At 65.0% G+C, this 14229-nt stretch carries 14 protein-coding genes and 1 pseudogene; 9 read left to right on the top strand and 6 right to left on the bottom strand.

The genetic code is table 11. The features are described 5' to 3' along the window. Together DBR20_RS22855 and DBR20_RS08695 are read left to right on the top strand one after the other, a co-directional pair. A pseudogene (locus tag DBR20_RS22855) lies at positions 1–281 on the top strand (membrane-bound PQQ-dependent dehydrogenase, glucose/quinate/shikimate family); the annotation flags it as partial. Positions 282–368: 87 nt separating this feature from the next. Then, entirely contained in the window at positions 369–1799 is a 1431-nt protein-coding gene (locus DBR20_RS08695) for a serine hydrolase domain-containing protein (protein ID WP_108265901.1), read from the top strand. Between the two features lie 77 nt (positions 1800–1876). Here the strand turns inward: DBR20_RS08695 and DBR20_RS08690 are convergent, their stop codons facing one another. Continuing rightward, positions 1877–2866 carry a zinc-dependent alcohol dehydrogenase family protein gene (locus DBR20_RS08690; protein ID WP_108265900.1) on the bottom strand — a complete coding sequence of 330 codons (990 nt, stop codon included), beginning with the start codon at positions 2864–2866 and terminating at the stop codon, positions 1877–1879. A gap of 123 nt (positions 2867–2989) precedes the next feature. Here DBR20_RS08690 and DBR20_RS08685 point away from each other — a divergent pair, with 123 nt between their 5' ends. Genes DBR20_RS08685 through DBR20_RS08675 form a run of 3 tightly spaced genes read left to right on the top strand, consistent with a single transcriptional unit; the run spans position 2990 to position 4879 of the window. Next, positions 2990–3898, top strand: a complete 909-nt coding sequence (locus DBR20_RS08685; RefSeq protein WP_108265899.1) for a LysR substrate-binding domain-containing protein — start codon at positions 2990–2992, stop codon at positions 3896–3898. Continuing rightward, complete coding sequence (locus tag DBR20_RS08680; RefSeq protein WP_229978610.1) at positions 3888–4445, top strand: DUF4952 domain-containing protein; 558 nt, start codon at positions 3888–3890, stop codon at positions 4443–4445. Before DBR20_RS08685 ends, DBR20_RS08680 begins: the two co-directional genes overlap by 11 nt. Before the next feature lie 47 nt (positions 4446–4492). Beyond that, the gene (locus tag DBR20_RS08675; RefSeq protein ID WP_181393051.1) at positions 4493–4879 is read left to right on the top strand and encodes an energy transducer TonB; all 387 of its coding nucleotides are present in this window, start codon (positions 4493–4495) and stop codon (positions 4877–4879) included. A gap of 4 nt (positions 4880–4883) precedes the next feature. Here the strand turns inward: DBR20_RS08675 and DBR20_RS08670 are convergent, their stop codons facing one another. From DBR20_RS08670 to DBR20_RS08655, 4 genes are all read right to left on the bottom strand, one after another. Beyond that, positions 4884–5276 carry a DUF3037 domain-containing protein gene (locus DBR20_RS08670; protein ID WP_100460425.1) on the bottom strand — a complete coding sequence of 131 codons (393 nt, stop codon included), beginning with the start codon at positions 5274–5276 and terminating at the stop codon, positions 4884–4886. Continuing rightward, positions 5254–6030 carry a HipA family kinase gene (locus DBR20_RS08665; RefSeq protein ID WP_108265896.1) on the bottom strand — a complete coding sequence of 259 codons (777 nt, stop codon included), beginning with the start codon at positions 6028–6030 and terminating at the stop codon, positions 5254–5256. The genes DBR20_RS08670 and DBR20_RS08665 overlap by 23 nt, the downstream gene beginning before the upstream one ends. A 64-nt stretch (positions 6031–6094) precedes the next feature. Continuing rightward, positions 6095–7528: an XVIPCD domain-containing protein gene (locus DBR20_RS08660; protein ID WP_108265895.1), complete on the bottom strand. Its 1434-nt coding sequence runs from the start codon at positions 7526–7528 to the stop codon at positions 6095–6097. A 13-nt stretch (positions 7529–7541) separates the two neighbouring features. After that, a complete protein-coding gene (locus tag DBR20_RS08655; protein WP_258223262.1) occupies positions 7542–8048 on the bottom strand; it encodes a hypothetical protein in 507 nt (168 codons plus the stop codon). 727 nt (positions 8049–8775) lie between these two features. On the opposite strand from DBR20_RS08655, the gene DBR20_RS08650 reads away from it, so the two are divergent. The 4 genes from DBR20_RS08650 (at position 8776) to DBR20_RS08635 (ending at position 13076) form a co-directional block, all read left to right on the top strand. Next, a complete protein-coding gene (locus DBR20_RS08650) occupies positions 8776–9111 on the top strand; it encodes a hypothetical protein (protein WP_089236083.1) in 336 nt (111 codons plus the stop codon). Between the two features lie 155 nt (positions 9112–9266). Next, positions 9267–11729, top strand: a complete 2463-nt coding sequence (locus DBR20_RS08645) for a prolyl oligopeptidase family serine peptidase (protein ID WP_108265893.1) — start codon at positions 9267–9269, stop codon at positions 11727–11729. A 122-nt stretch (positions 11730–11851) separates the two neighbouring features. Continuing rightward, a complete protein-coding gene (locus tag DBR20_RS08640; RefSeq protein ID WP_108265892.1) occupies positions 11852–12613 on the top strand; it encodes a hypothetical protein in 762 nt (253 codons plus the stop codon). A gap of 139 nt (positions 12614–12752) precedes the next feature. Further along, positions 12753–13076 carry a hypothetical protein gene (locus DBR20_RS08635; RefSeq protein WP_108265891.1) on the top strand — a complete coding sequence of 108 codons (324 nt, stop codon included), beginning with the start codon at positions 12753–12755 and terminating at the stop codon, positions 13074–13076. Between the two features lie 13 nt (positions 13077–13089). On the opposite strand, the gene DBR20_RS08630 is transcribed toward DBR20_RS08635, so the two are convergent. Then, positions 13090–14073, bottom strand: a complete 984-nt coding sequence (locus DBR20_RS08630) for a hypothetical protein (protein ID WP_108265890.1) — start codon at positions 14071–14073, stop codon at positions 13090–13092. Positions 14074–14229 lie beyond the last annotated feature (156 nt).

Raw genomic sequence — 14229 nt, 5'->3', positions numbered from 1 at the left:
CCGGCCTGCCCATTGAAATCGGCACGCCGAACAATGGCGGTTCGGTGGTGACCGCCAGTGGCCTGATCTTCATCGCCGCAGCGACCGACGACCTGCTGCGTGCCATCGACCTGAAGACCGGCAAGGAGCTGTGGCACACCACGCTGCCGGCGGGCGGCCAGGCCAACCCGATGGTGTATGAGCAGGGCGGGCGCCAGTACGTGGTGATCATGGCCGGCGGCCACCATTTCATGGAGACGCCCGCCGGGGATTACGTGATTGCGTATGCGTTGCCGGAATAGCGTCGGCATCTGATGCCGGCTGCAGTGCAGTGACCTGCGCGGTTGTCGTCTAGGATGGCGCTACGCCCCGTCTGCGAAGGATCCGCCATGTCCGTGCGTCGTCGACGCTTCTGTGTCTTCCCACTGATCTTCGCCTTGCTGTTGGCAGTGTCATTCAGTGCTGGTGCGGCTGCAGTGCCAGTTGAATCAACCGGCTCACGCGCAAAGGACGCCGTCGATGAATGGCTGTCCGCCTTCAATGCCAACAGTCTCCAGGCGTTGCAGGCGTTCGCCGACAGGTACGCAAAGAGGAGCGGCAGCGGCCCGCAGGATTACCTGGAGTTCCGTGCGTCCAATGGGCCGATGAAGGTGCTCGAAGTGCGCTCAAACACGCCTGAGAAGGCCGAAGTGCTGGTGCTGGGCGAAGACAGCGAACGGGCGATGCTGTTGACCGCGGAAATGGACCCTGCCGCGCCGCGCCACGTGAAGGTGTTCCAGTTGGAAGGTGTACCGACACCGCCGCAGTTCCAGCCTGCGCGCATGGAGCTGCCGGCACTCCTGGCCCAGAGTACCGCCCGGCTCAACGCCCTGCAGGCAAGTGATTCGCTGTCTGGCGCCGTGCTGGTCGCGCACGATGGCAGGGTGCTGCTGCAGTGGCAGGGAGGGCTGGCCAACCGCGAGCAGCACGTGCCCGTCGATGCGCAGACGCAGTTCCGCCTTGCCTCGTCCAACAAGATGTTCACCGCAGTGGCCATCCTGCAACTGGCCGAAGCAGGTCGCCTGGCCCTGGATGACACCATCGGCAAGCGCTTGCCGGACTATCCGAACAGAACGGTGGCAGGCACGGTCACGATCCGGCAACTGCTCAGCCATACCGGCGGCCTCGGTGATTTCTTCGGTGATGATTTCGAGCACTACGCGGCGTCGCTGAAAACGCACGACGACTATGTGCAGCGCTTTGCCAAGGATGCCCCGCAGTTTGCTGCAGGCAGCCAGGATGGGTATTCCAACTATGGTTTCATCGTGCTGGGCCGGATCATCGAGGCGGTGTCCGGGCAGACGTACTACGACTATGTCAACGAGCATGTTCTGCGCGCGGCGGACATGACGGCAACCGGTTTTGAACCGGAATCGGTGGACGTTCCACATCGTGCAATCGGCTATACCCGAGTGAAAGGGCTATGGGTGAGCGACACCAGGTCCCTGCCATGGCGAGGGACTGCCGCCGGCGGCGGCTATAGCACCGTGGGTGACATGTTGAAGTTCGCCGAGGCCTTGCGTACCGGCAAGCTGGTCTCGCCGGTGTGGTTGCAGCAGGCCACCCGTCCACAGAACCACAAAGGCTGGTACGGCTACGGGTTCATGGTTCAGGGCGAGGGAAGGCAGCGCCAGTTCGGCCACGAGGGCGGGGCGCCCGGTTCGAACAGTGCCATTGTGGTGATGCCTGAGCAGGGATACGTGCTGGTCGGCCTGGCCAACGTCGATCCGGATGCCGTAGGCAATGTGATCAACTACATCGCCCGCCGCGTGCCCCTCTAGCACACGTCCCTGGCAACAGCATCGACGCCCCTGTGGGCGGGTAAATTCCCAACGCCACAGGGGTATCGCGCAACCGGTTAAACCGTCACCACCACCTTGCCGATCTGCTCATTCGATTCCAGGTAACGGTGTGCGTCCTGGATCTGCGCGAACGTAAACACCTTGGCGATCAGCGGTGCCAGCACGCCCTTGTCCAGGCCATCGACGATGAACGCCTTCGCACGCGCCAGCGCCGCATCGTCGGACACGATTTCCGAGTACAGGTAGCCCTTCAGCGTCAGCGACTTGCCCAATACGTTGAACAGCGGGAACGGCGTCGGCTCGCTGCTCAGCGCGCCATACTCCAGCAGGATGCCGCCGCGTGCCATCGCTTCGGTGAGCGGCACGAACTGCGGGCCGCCGATGGGATCGAATACCACGCGCGCGCCGGCACCTGCGGTGATGCGGGCAACTTCGGCCACCAGGTCCTGCTCCTGGGTGGCGATGACATGGGCGGCGCCGGCATCGAGCAGCGCCTGGCGCTTGCCCGAGCCACGGGTTACCGCGATCGGCGTTGCGCCCACCGCATTGGCGATCTGGATGGCGGCCAGGCCAACGCTGCTTGACGCTGCAGTGATGATGACGAAATCGCCGGCAGCCAGCTTGGCCTGCTCCAGCAACGCGCCCCAGGCGGTGACGTACTGCATCCACACCGCAGCGGCCTGCTCGAAGCCCAACGACGACGGATGCTTCACCACCAGCCGCGCCGGCACGTTGGCCAGCTCGCCGTAGGTGCCCCAGCGGGCGATATCCAGCGGCGGCACGACGCTGACGGCATCGCCGGCAGCGAAGCCGGTCACCGCGCTGCCTACGGCTTCAACCAGGCCAGCCGCTTCATAGCCCAGGCGGCTGGGGAACTCTGCCTGCTGCAGATAGGCGCCGTTGCGGAACATCACCTCGGCGCGGTTCAAGCCGATGGCCTTGACCCGGATCTGGATCTCATCGGCGGCAGGAGCGGGTACGTCGATATCGTCAACGCGCAGCACATCGGCGTCGCCATAGGCGTGGATGCGGACAACCTGGGTCATGGGGGGTCTCCAAAGGGAATGCCGGCCGGTGGCCGGGCTGGGGGAACAGGGCGCTACTGTGCGCGTGGCCGGCGAGCGAAAGAAGGGGTAATCTGGCGTTTCATTGGAAAACAATAGTTTGCAATGGACCTGATCGTACCCCTGCGCAGCTTCGCCAAGGTGGCCGAGGTGGGCTCTTTCGCCGCCGCTGCCGACGCATTGGACCTGTCGCCGCAACTGGTCGGCAAGCATGTGCAGACGCTGGAACAGCATCTGGGCGTGCGCCTGCTCAACCGCACCACGCGCAAGCAGAGCCTGACCGACTTCGGGCAGGCGTACCTGGCCCGCGCCCGGGTCATCCTGGAAGAAGTGGAGAGTGCCGAGCAGCTGGCCGAGATCGCACGCGGGCGACCGATGGGCCGGCTGCGGATCAGTGCGCCGGTCACCTTCGGCGTGCATGCGTTGGGGCCGGCGGTGGTGGCCTACATGCAGCAGTATCCCGACGTGCAGGTGGATCTGAACCTGTCCAACAGCCTGGTCAACGTGGTTGAAGACGGCTACGACCTGGTGTTCCGCACCGGTGATCTCGCCGACAGCGGGCTGGTCGCGCGGCGGCTGGGACCGTACCCGCTGGCGCTGTGCGCTGCCCCCGGCTATCTGGCCGCACGGCCACCGATCGTTCATCCGCAGGACCTGAGCCGGCACGAATGCCTGGGCTTCGCCCACTCGGTGATCCGTACGCGGTGGAGCTTCCATGACCCACAGGGCGGCGTGTTGACCGTGCCGGTTTCCAGTCGCTTCATGGTCAACCAGGCCGAGCCGCTGCTGACCGCTGCGGTCGGTGGGCTGGGACTGATCCTGCAGCCGTTCGAGATGATGTCTGCCGTTCTGGCCAGCGGCGGACTGGTGGAGGTGCTGCCTCGATTCGTGCCCGTGTCCACCTCGATCAACCTGCTGTATCCCCGCCATCGCCAGGTGACGCCGAAGCTGCGTAGCTTCCTGGATTTCTGCGTGGCGCGCTTCACCGAAAAGAGCATGGCGCGTGAGCGTTGATCGAAGTATTCGCACCGGGTGGCCGCGCCGGTCGATTACGATGACATTTCGTCACGCCCGCGGAGGATCCGCCATCACCGTGTTGCATCTTTTGCTGATCGGCAGCGTCGTCACCGCCAGCGCACAGACGCCCGCCGCTGCGATCGCCGAGTGGGAGTTGCACGGCCGCGCCGAAGGCCTGGCCCGGCCGGACACCGTCTGCCAGGATTTCCTGCAGGCGATGGGCCGAAAACCCGCCGAGCTGGAATACGTCGGCTGCACGCAGGACGATGCTTCCTACCTCCAGCCGATGGAAGCGCGGTATCGCGTCAGCGGCGCTTCGGCGGCGAGGATTGAAGCCTACCTGCAGCAGACCTTCGGTATGCCGTCATTGACGTATGTCTGCTGCGGCTGGAGCAACGGCGCGCCTTATTTCTGGCGCGAGCAGCCCGGCAGCGTGAACTACCAGATCGGCATGGGTGTGGAATCGCTGCACCATCCGCGCGGGCAGTGGAGCGCGATTCCCTACTTCGCGGTGACCGTAGCGGTGAACCGGAAAAGCCCGTGATAGCGTAGGCTTGGGTGCCGACCATAGGCGTACAAGGAATGACAACCATGCCTCCGATGTTGCTCCGCGTTGCTGCGATCGCGCTAACCCTGGCGATGAGTCCGATGGCCATCGCCGCATCTCCCGAGCCGCTGCAGCTGCAGCAGACCGAAGCGCTGACGTACTGGAAGCCGGTGGAGGGCACGTTCCGCCCACGACTGAATGCCGATCCCGGGCGTGTGCAGTTCGCAGAGGAGGTGACCGTGGCCTATTCGGTCAACAAGCGCGGCCGCACTTATGACGTAAAGGTGGTGGATGCCAAGCCGTCGACGGCCTTCAGCGGCTGGGCGTTGAATGCGGTCAAGGCGATGCGCTTCACCGCAACGGACAGCAACACCGAGCGCACGCCGATCCGCAGCGAAATGACCGCGCGCTGGGGCGGTAACGGTAAGTAGCGCGCTAAGTCGGTACCCGCACCATCTTCGCCATCAGGTGTTCGACCACGCCGGCCGGGTCTGCCGTGCGGCCCACATGTGTGCTGGACATCTGCACTACCGAGCTGCGCTTGGCAGTCAGGAAATGGAAGCGGGCGCGTGCCGGCAGCCGCGCGATCGGGCCGGCGTTGGCATCGCCCCGGCAGATCGCCACGATGGCATCCAGCCACGGCTGCAGCGCTTCAATATCCAGCGCCGGCGCGAAGGCCTGCAGGCGTGCGGCATCGAGCTCGATCGCCGCTTCCAGGTGACGTGCGCCGGGGCAGGACACGATCACCCCGACGTTGATGAACTCCTCGCGTTCCACCCGCGGTACCACGCGGATGACGGCATAGTCATACGTGTGCAGCGTGGGCACGGATGGCCTCCTGCACGAACACCGCACGCACCTTCAGGCGATGCTTCAGGTAGTTGATGTAGCCCTGCCGGTAAGCCTGGGGGCTGTCGAAGGCCGGCTCATCAATCAGCCAGCTGTCCGGTACCAGGCCGACGATGCGTTCGATTTCCGCATCCGGCAGGCGCGCGGCCAGTTCGGCATCCACCTCGGCGATGCGGCTGGCGAACGACAGCAGCACGTGGTCGCGGATCAGCACGAAGGGCTTCTCGCAGGCGTCGCCGGCGTTGGCCCAATCGTGATGGAAGTACATCGCCGCGCCGTGGTCGATCAGATACAGCTTGCGATGCCACACCATCAGATTGGGATTGCGCGTGGTGCGGTCGACGTTGCTGGTGAACGCATCGAACCAGACGATGCGCGAGGCCAGGTCAGCGTCCACCGGCATCGCCGCCGGGTCGTAGTTGATCGCACCGGGCAGGTAGTCCAGGCCCAGGTTCAGGCCTTCGCTGGCGCGGATCAGGTCCTGGATCTCCGGGTCGGGCTCGGTGCGGGCGAACTCGCTGTCCAGCTCCACGAACAGGATCTCCGGAATCGGCAGGCCCACCGCGCGTGCCATCTCGCCCGCAATCAGCTCGGCGATCAGCGCCTTCGGCCCTTGGCCGGCACCACGGAACTTGAGTACGGCCATGCCATCGTCGTCGGTCTCGACCACGGCAGGCAGTGAGCCACCTTCCCGCAAGGGGGTGATATAGCGGAGGGCATGGACGGTACGCATGCGCGCATTCTAGCGTGGCCCATGCGTGGGTTGCGCCGGGCGATGCCCGGCGCCGTCCCTGATCTCAATGCGACAGTGCGCTGCGCTGCTGTTCCTGCACCTGCTGGCGCGTCTGTTCCTGCGAGGCGTGGTCGGCCTGGCGCTGGTTGACGATGGCGAGGCTGTCCAGGCTTTCCTGCACCGGCCGCTGTGCGGCTTCAGCGGTAGCTGCCGATGCACGCAGCGACGCAGGATCATCCAGCGCGCCCTTCACCACGAACACGTTCTGTGCCGCAGCGACGTCGCCGGCCTGCCGGCTGAGCACCACATGATCCACGCGGTCCAGGCCGTTCTCGCGGGCCAGCACCAGCAGGCTTGCGCTCAGGCGTTCACTGGAGGCATCGAAGCTGCGGCCGTTGGCGGCATCCAGTTCGGCCACCTTGCCGCGGATCTGATCGTGCAGGGCACGGTCGTTGCCGCCCGCCAGCGGCGCAGCGTGCGCCTCGTTCGAGGGAGTGGCGGTCGCCTGCGCGGTGATGGGCACGTGGGCGTAGGTGCCCTCGGTGTGGTCGAAATAATGCAGCGTGGACGGCGAGGTGCTGGTATCGAAGTAGGGCTGCCGTGGCGGCGTGCCCTCACCCAGAGACAGGCCGTTCTGTTCCAGCAGGCTTTCCTGCAGGCCCAGCTGCGCCATGTTCACCGACATCCGGCTGATGCCATCAGGTGCGGGGTTCTTGGCTTCTTCCTCGCAGGCGCGGCCGATGGCATCGGTGGCGTAGTAGTTCTGGTAATCCGAATTGCCGTTGGGACCCAGCCGCGACGACACACCTTCGTCGTAGTAGTGCTTGCCCATGCCCTCGATGTTGGCGGCAGTGGCGGTCATGCTCAGGTCTGCGTTGAGCGTCAGGTCCGGATGCGCGGTATAGGTCATCGGCGGGCCGGGCTGCACGCGCACGAATTCCTTGGCGCGGGTACTTGCTCCGTAGACATCCTGCAGCGTGGCGTCCGGGTTGGCGGTCTTGACCATGCCTACCAATGCGTTCCAGCCCTCGATGTTCGCCGATGCCTCATCGCGCCGGTTGGCTGCGAGCAGGGTGCCGATGGCCTGCGTGTAGTCGTGGGTCGAATCGCGTGCGGCAATGTCTGCAATATCGGAATCAAACTGCTTATAGGCCCGTTCGGTCGCTGCATCATTGAACCCGTGCTGTAGCTCATGGCCCAGCACGAAGGTCAGCTCTGCAGCGTCGTGTTTGTCCGGGGCTGCCAGCGTGGACAGACTGGATGCCGGCAGGCTGATCGTCTTTGCGCCGCCGTCGTACTCGCCGCCCACACTGCTGTCGGCAGGCAGCAGCTCAAAGCGCTGCAGATGACCGGCGGCGATGGCCGAGTCGACCTGGGTTGCCAGCGCCGGAGAATTGGCGATGGCCTTGCGAAGGTTGTCGACCTGATCGGTCGTTACATCGGGTTTTCCTGCAAATTCGGTCAGCAGGCGTTCCGTATCCGCTGAAAGCGTAGGCATGGTGCGGTGCTCCTTACTGCACGGTCACAAGGCGGACGCAGGCATGCGCCGGCTTGCCAGACGGGGTTGAATCCTCAGCCATCGTGTCGACCTTGATGGTCAGATCCGGGCGATCGAAACGGTCATGGATGACCCGGCCGTGCTCGCCGCGGATGGTTTCGCGCTTGAAGCCCGCAGCCTGCAGGCCCGAGGCGAACTGATCGAAGTCGACCTGGCAGATCGACGATGCGTTGGCTTTGCGGTCGGCGGTGGTGTCGATGAAATTGAGATCGAGACGCGCATCGGCGGCGCCAGCCTTCTTGATCTCGAGGCCGTAGCTCCATTCCGGCGTCAGCGTGCCACCGTAGCCGAAATGCCCCGGGCCGAAACTCTGCGCGGGAGCCTGCATGGCCTGCGATACCCGTTCAAGGGTCAGTTCACGGGTGGAGGTGGTGTCCTTGATCAGATCCAGCAGGCGCAACAGCAGTTGGTCTGCGCTGAGCGCAGACGGCGTTGCGGCGTCGGAGGCAGTCGATGCCATGGTAACGGGTCCTTGAGAAGTCGACGAACGGTCAGTCGCGTGTGTGCAGGCGCAGAGCGAGGCCGCACATAGGGCGATTGCCCACGGCCGTGTGAATGCGTACCCAAACATAAGCGTTCCCTGCATGTTGAGCGCTGACCCTAAAGTGGGCCAAGTGAATCACAGGTTAAATGCAATTGACGATTGCTGGAATCGGGGCAGGGCGCGTTCGGCCCAGGCATCCGCTGCAAACGGCGTGGCCCGGCCCGGATGCCATGGAATTTTCTTCACTCCGCCATTCCGTGACCGGTGGCAGCATCCACCCGTGTAGACGATCAAGCGCAGGCGTGGCCTTACGTAACGGGCATCCCTGCCGCTTTCCCGCGACCGGCACGCGCCAGTTCGTTTCCCGCACATTGCGCAGCGTTGAACGTGGCCCTGCGAGGCCACTCCCCCGGCAAGGAGGCCCGCGATGCACAGTCCTGTTCACTCGTATACCTACCGCATCAGCAACCGGCCTGTCGCCCAGGTGGAATGCGCTGTTGTCGGCGAACATGCTGAAACCGCTGCTGCGGTTCATGCAGCCTCAGACAGAATTCTTCCGTGAGTTGAGCACCGATGGTTGGCTCTGCATCCCGCAGTGCGCAGAGCCACTACATGCATGCGAGTCGCCCCACGACGCTGCTTCGTTCGCAGCACTGGGCGCGCATCTCGTCCACGATGTCCACGCAGGCTTCCGAGGTGCACGATGAGCAACGAATCGAGAGGAGCCCTGCCGCCCCTGGATCTGGATGATGCCAAGGCCGAGCAGATGATTGGCAAGCTGGTGCTGGTGGGCGTTACCCGTTTTGGTGGCGATGGCCAGGTACAGGGGCTGGAGCAGTTTGCCGGCACCGTGCTGAGGGTCAGTGCCGAAGAGGGGCTGGTGCTGGCCGATGGCGATGACGGACATGAGCGCTACCTGCCGCCGATGCTGGACCAGTACCTGCCGGCTGCGCCGGGTGAGTACCAGTTGCGGTCCAGTGGCGTGACGGTGATCGATCCCGATTATCTGTCCACCTGGGAGCTGCACGCGCGGCAGTAAGCGAGGGGTATCCAGGGAGTGGGCCGGGCCAGGCAGGGCCACGCTTTGCAGGATGGGGTGACTAGTCCTTCCGGCCCATTTCCCGGTGGGCCGGGGGTGTTAGATTCGGCCCATGCCCGCAGTGCGGGTACCCAACTCACTCCCAGGGGATAAGGATGCTCATCCGTCGTACCTCTCTGGCGGCGGCCGTTGCCGTTGCCACGCTCGGCCTGCTGGCCGCCGGCCCGGCCTTCGCCGACTACGCCAAGCCGCCGGAACACCTGCTCAAGGTACTCAAGGCCCCGCCGCCGCCGGCACCGAACATCGACCCCAGCGGCCAGCGCCTGCTGCTGACCACCGCGCAGACCTATCCGTCCATCACCCGCGTGGCCCAGCCGTACCTGAAGCTGGCCGGCGTGCGCCTGGAGCCGAAGAACCGCAGCCGCCACGACACCCCCGGCGGCTATGGCATTCCGGCCTGTGTGGCCGACTTCACCCTGGTCGAGATCGCCAGCGGCAAGAGCACCAAGGTCAACCTGCCGCAGGGCTGCGCCACCGGCGCGCTGTGGTCGGCCGACGGCAGCCATTTCGCCTTCCAGAACGCGGTTGATACCAGCGTGCAGCTGTGGGTGGGCGACGCCGCTACCGGCCAGGTGAAGCAGGTGCCGAATGTGCAGCTGAACCCGATCTTCGGGTACACCGTGCAGTGGCTGGGTGGCAGCCAGAGCCTGCTGGTGAAGCTGGTACCTGCCAACCAGGGGCCGGCGCCGTCCAACGGCGGCGTACCGACCGGTCCGGATGCGCAGGAATCGCTGGGCAGCAGCGGCGAGAGCAGCACCTACGAAGCCCGCGACACGCTGACCAGCGTGCATGACGAAAAGCTGTTCGCCTACTACGGCGCCTCGCAACTGGCCGTGGTCGATACCGCCGCCGGCAGCGTGCGCCCGGTCGGGCAACCGGCACTGTTCAACGAAGTCAGTGCCGCCCCCGATGGCGTGCACGTGCTGACCGAAACGATCAAGGCGCCGTACTCGCATGCGGTGACCTACCAGCGCTTCGCCAATGACGTGGCGGTGCTGGACGCAAGCAATGGCCGCAGCACGCCGATTGTCAGCCTGCCGCTGGCCGACCGCGTGCCGGTGCACGGGGTACCTGAAGGTCCGCGTGGCTTCGACTGGCGCGCCACCGACCCGGCCACCCTGGTCTATGCCGAAGCGCTGGACAAGGGCGACTGGAAGGTGAGCGTGCCGCACCGCGACCGCGTGCTGACGCTGAAGGCGCCGTTCACCGGCAAGCCGGTCGAGATCACCCGCACCGCGCAGCGCTTCGAAGGTTTCGCGTGGACCGCCGACCCGGCCGTGGCGTTCCAGTACGAGAACGACGAGAACCGGCACTGGATACAGACCCGCATCGTCGATGTGGACCAGCCGAAGAAGGAGGGCCGTCTGCTGTGGGACATGTCCAGTGACGAGCTGTACGGCAACCCAGGCAACCTGGTTTACAGGCGTCTTCCCAATGGTGCACAGGTCGTGCGCCAGGAAGGCAGCTTCGTGTTCCTCAGCGGCCGTGGCGCATCACCACAGGGTGACCGTCCGTTCCTGGACCGCCTGGACCTTGGTTCACTGAAGAGCGAGCGCCTGTTCCGCAGCAGTGCCGACGCCTACGAGCAGTTCCTCGGCTACAGCAGCGCGCCGGGTCGCTACCTGACGTGGCACCAGTCGGTGATCGATCCGCCGAATGCCTTCATCCGCCAGCAGGGTGAGGCAGTGGCCGGTGCGAAGACCGGTGAGGCGCAGTTCGCGTCCACCGCGACCGCGCTGACCACGCTGGTCGACCCGACCCCGGAAGTGCGGCAGATCAAGAAACGCCTGGTGACCTACAAGCGCGCCGATGGCGTGGACCTGTCGTTCACCCTGTACACGCCGCCGGGCTACAAGGAAGGCCAGCGCGTGCCGGCGATCCTGTACGCGTACCCAGCCGACTTCGCCAACGCCGCACAGGCCGGCCAGGTATCCGGTTCGCAGCAGACCTTCACCCGTCTGCAGCCATACCGCCTGATGCTGCTGGCCGGCTACGCGATCATCGACAACGCCTCGTTCCCGATCGTGGGTGACCCGAAGAACGCCTACGACACCTATCTGGAACAGCTGGAAGCCGACGCCAAGGCAGCGGTGGACAAGGCCGTGGAGCTGGGTGTGGTTGACCGCAACCGCATCGGCGTGACCGGCCACAGCCATGGTGGCCTGATGACCGCCAACCTGATCGCCCACACCAACCTGTTCAAGGCCGGCGTCGCAACCAGTGGTTCGTACAACAAGACCTTCACCCCGTTCGGCTTCCAGAACGAACGCCGTTCGGTGTGGCAGGCGCAGGACGTGTACCTGAAGGCCTCGCCGTTCTTCTACGCCGACAAGATCAAGCTGCCGCTGCTGCTGGTCCACGGCGAGGATGACGCCAATCCGGGTACCGAGCCGTTCCAGTCGCGCAAGCTGTACCAGGCGATCCGTGGCAATGGCGGCACCACCCGCCTGGTGATGCTGCCGAACGAGCCGCACTGGTATACCGCGCTGGAATCGAACGAACAGCTGGTCTATGAAATGCTCAACTGGTTCGACACTTACGTGAAGAACGCGAAGTAATCCGGCAAGGCCGCCCTCCGGGGCGGCCTTTCTGTTTCAGGCTTCGTGTAGCGCCGAGCCATGCCCGGTTGCTTCTACAGGATGACCGCATTCTCCACAGAACCTGCTTTCCAAGGAGTCTCATGAAGGCGTGGTTTCTCGTTGTCGCAGCCCTGTGTCCCGCCGCCATGGCTGCTGCAGCCGATGGGCCCATGCACATCGATGTGGCCTACGAATGGTCCGGCTGGGGAGGTGTTTCGGAGCACTGGCGCATCGAGCGCGACGTACGTGGAATCACCACGCGTGTTCGTGTCACAGATTCGGCGGGAAACCAGGAATTGCCCAAGCAGGTATTGCCGGCCGCTGCCGTCGAAGCGTTCGAGGCGGCTATTGGTGCTGCCCCGCTGTCCAAGGAGGCCGCGATCAGTCTGATTGCCGCCCGCCTTGATCGCGCCGCGATGCCGGAGTTGGATCCGAAACTGAGGTCAGTGCCTCCGGCATCGTGCACATTCGCCGATCAGCAGGCGTGGGCCCGTCGGACGTTGACTGTCCAAGGGCTGCACCAGCGGGTGCGGCAGCACTTCAAGGGGGACGGCGTGGCGTGGACTGACGATTATCCGGTGATGTCGGTGACAGTGCGCCGCCAAGGCAAACCTGATGTGGTGTTCCTGTCGAGATCGCAGAAGGCGCTGATGCTGCCATGGAAGCAGGTGTCAACTGGGCAGGAAAATCAGCAGACCCTGGCGCTCGCGCCGGATCAGTGGCGCCCCGCGCTGAGTGACGCGTTGACCCGACTGCTGCCAGAAGAGGAGACCACGCGTGCCCGCTTCAGAAATACCTGGCTGCAGCATCGCTTGAAGCAGGAGCTTGCGCTGGAGGCATTGAAGTGCACGACCGGGCCATGAACAGGGGACTTGAACTGCGACGGCACAGCCGGCGCCAGTATCCCCCTGTGGGTGTTGCGTAACCATCTGTGATGCAGGCATGGAGCGGCCACAAAGCTGCGGTACGCTGCGCATCTGATGTCCGCTACGGGTTCGCTCCATGAAGGCCTTCATCCTCGCCGTATCGCTGTCGATGTCCGTTGTTCCGGTCGCTGCATTCGCCCAGCCGCTGCCGGCTGAGCTGGCAGCGTTGGGCATTACTGCCGGCATGCCCTATACCAAGGCCAAGCGACTGCTTGATGCCGCAGGGTGGCAGGCGAGCGCGCCACGCGATGCGCCCGAAGCACTGGAGGGTTTCCCGGAAGTGGGTTGCCAGAAGGGCGGTAGCAACTGCAGCAGTACTTTTGCCAAGGACGGGCAGCAGGTCGCTCTGCAGGTGGGAACCACTTTAGCGGGCCAGCCCTTCGTGCAGGGCGGCCGCTGAGCGCGACGCGCGCTCAGCCCAGCGGCAGGTTATCCAGTGCACGTGACATCCGATCGTGCAGGTCGCGCACGCGTTCGGCCTTGGCGTCCACACGACGCTCGTCACCGAAGCTGCGCACATACGCGCATGCAGCGAAGCCGGCGCTTTTCCTTTCGTATTCGGCAATCCAGGCCAGGCGGTCGGGGTTGCTGGCCTGCTCGGCCGACCAGGCCGCCACTGGCGGACGGATGCGGGCGATGATGCCAAGCCGCCACGGCTTCGGTGTCAGCCGCGCACGGAAGCAATGCTGCAGCGTGCACATGCGTGCATACAACGTGTCGGTGCCCAGTGCCTTGAAGAAGGCATGCACCTGCGCATCCTGTGGTTCGAACGTGGCATGCATCGCCAGCACGCGCAGCCCGGCGGGGGTGCGGTAGGCACGCAGGTGCCAGTCGGAATGGTGTTCGACGAACGCCTGCACACGCTGCAGCGCGATGCCTTCGGCGCCGCCGGACCGGGCCAGCCGGCGCCTGCGCCGCTGTGACATGATCGCATTGACCACCACTATCGCGATGCCACCGGCCGCCAGGCCGATATTGAAGTTGCCCAAGGCCCCGCCGATCAGCGCACCGGCTGCCAGCAGCCCGAGTGCACCGAGCAGCGGCAAAGCGCAGCCCGACGGAGTGGGCACGTGGTCGATGTCGGCAAACAGCACGTCGGGGGTGTTCAGGCACAGCGCGCCGTAACTGTTGCGGGTGACAATGACATCATCCCTGCGCTGCACGATCTGCTCGCGGATCGGGATGCCTTCGACACCGTAGTTGGTCCGTCGCTCGCGACGCGGCACGGTCTGGCCGCTGAGGATGTCATCAAGCGCTTCGCGCGCACGCGCATCGGCATGGACCTGCGCGGCATCCTGGTCGTCGTCGGACCAGCCAAACCGGCGAACCACCACTGGTCGGCCCCTGTACCTGTCCTGCAGACGGGCTTCGGCCCAGTACGCTGGAACGATCATCATCCTGTATTCCCCTTGCTTCCATGGCAGCCGCTCGCCGCGAGTCTGGCACAGCAGGGGAGGGCGTTGCACGATACGGCAGCGCATGCGCTGGCTCGATGATAGATTGCGCGCTTCGCGTGCACTCCACCAAGGACGGAGCCATGTTCGTGTCGTTGC

This window comes from Stenotrophomonas sp. HMWF023, from assembly GCF_003060985.1.
GTDB classification, from domain to species: Bacteria; Pseudomonadota; Gammaproteobacteria; order Xanthomonadales; family Xanthomonadaceae; genus Stenotrophomonas; species Stenotrophomonas lactitubi.
This window is presented reverse-complemented; position numbering and strand designations above follow the sequence as displayed.

What these genes read in the sequence shown, in the direction of transcription:
- DBR20_RS08645 (WP_108265893.1), top strand. Translation starts at nt 9,267, where the DNA reads ATGCTCATCCGTCGTACCTCTCTGGCGGCGGCCGTTGCCGTTGCCACG.
- DBR20_RS08695 (WP_108265901.1), top strand. Translation starts at nt 369, where the DNA reads ATGTCCGTGCGTCGTCGACGCTTCTGTGTCTTCCCACTGATCTTCGCC.
- DBR20_RS08660 (WP_108265895.1), bottom strand. Translation starts at nt 7,528, where the DNA reads ATGCCTACGCTTTCAGCGGATACGGAACGCCTGCTGACCGAATTTGCA.
- DBR20_RS08675 (WP_181393051.1), top strand. Translation starts at nt 4,493, where the DNA reads ATGCCTCCGATGTTGCTCCGCGTTGCTGCGATCGCGCTAACCCTGGCG.
- DBR20_RS08650 (WP_089236083.1), top strand. Translation starts at nt 8,776, where the DNA reads ATGAGCAACGAATCGAGAGGAGCCCTGCCGCCCCTGGATCTGGATGAT.
- DBR20_RS08655 (WP_258223262.1), bottom strand. Translation starts at nt 8,048, where the DNA reads ATGGCATCGACTGCCTCCGACGCCGCAACGCCGTCTGCGCTCAGCGCA.
- DBR20_RS08630 (WP_108265890.1), bottom strand. Translation starts at nt 14,073, where the DNA reads ATGATGATCGTTCCAGCGTACTGGGCCGAAGCCCGTCTGCAGGACAGG.
- DBR20_RS08665 (WP_108265896.1), bottom strand. Translation starts at nt 6,030, where the DNA reads ATGCGTACCGTCCATGCCCTCCGCTATATCACCCCCTTGCGGGAAGGT.
- DBR20_RS08640 (WP_108265892.1), top strand. Translation starts at nt 11,852, where the DNA reads ATGAAGGCGTGGTTTCTCGTTGTCGCAGCCCTGTGTCCCGCCGCCATG.
- DBR20_RS08690 (WP_108265900.1), bottom strand. Translation starts at nt 2,866, where the DNA reads ATGACCCAGGTTGTCCGCATCCACGCCTATGGCGACGCCGATGTGCTG.
- DBR20_RS08685 (WP_108265899.1), top strand. Translation starts at nt 2,990, where the DNA reads ATGGACCTGATCGTACCCCTGCGCAGCTTCGCCAAGGTGGCCGAGGTG.
- DBR20_RS08635 (WP_108265891.1), top strand. Translation starts at nt 12,753, where the DNA reads ATGAAGGCCTTCATCCTCGCCGTATCGCTGTCGATGTCCGTTGTTCCG.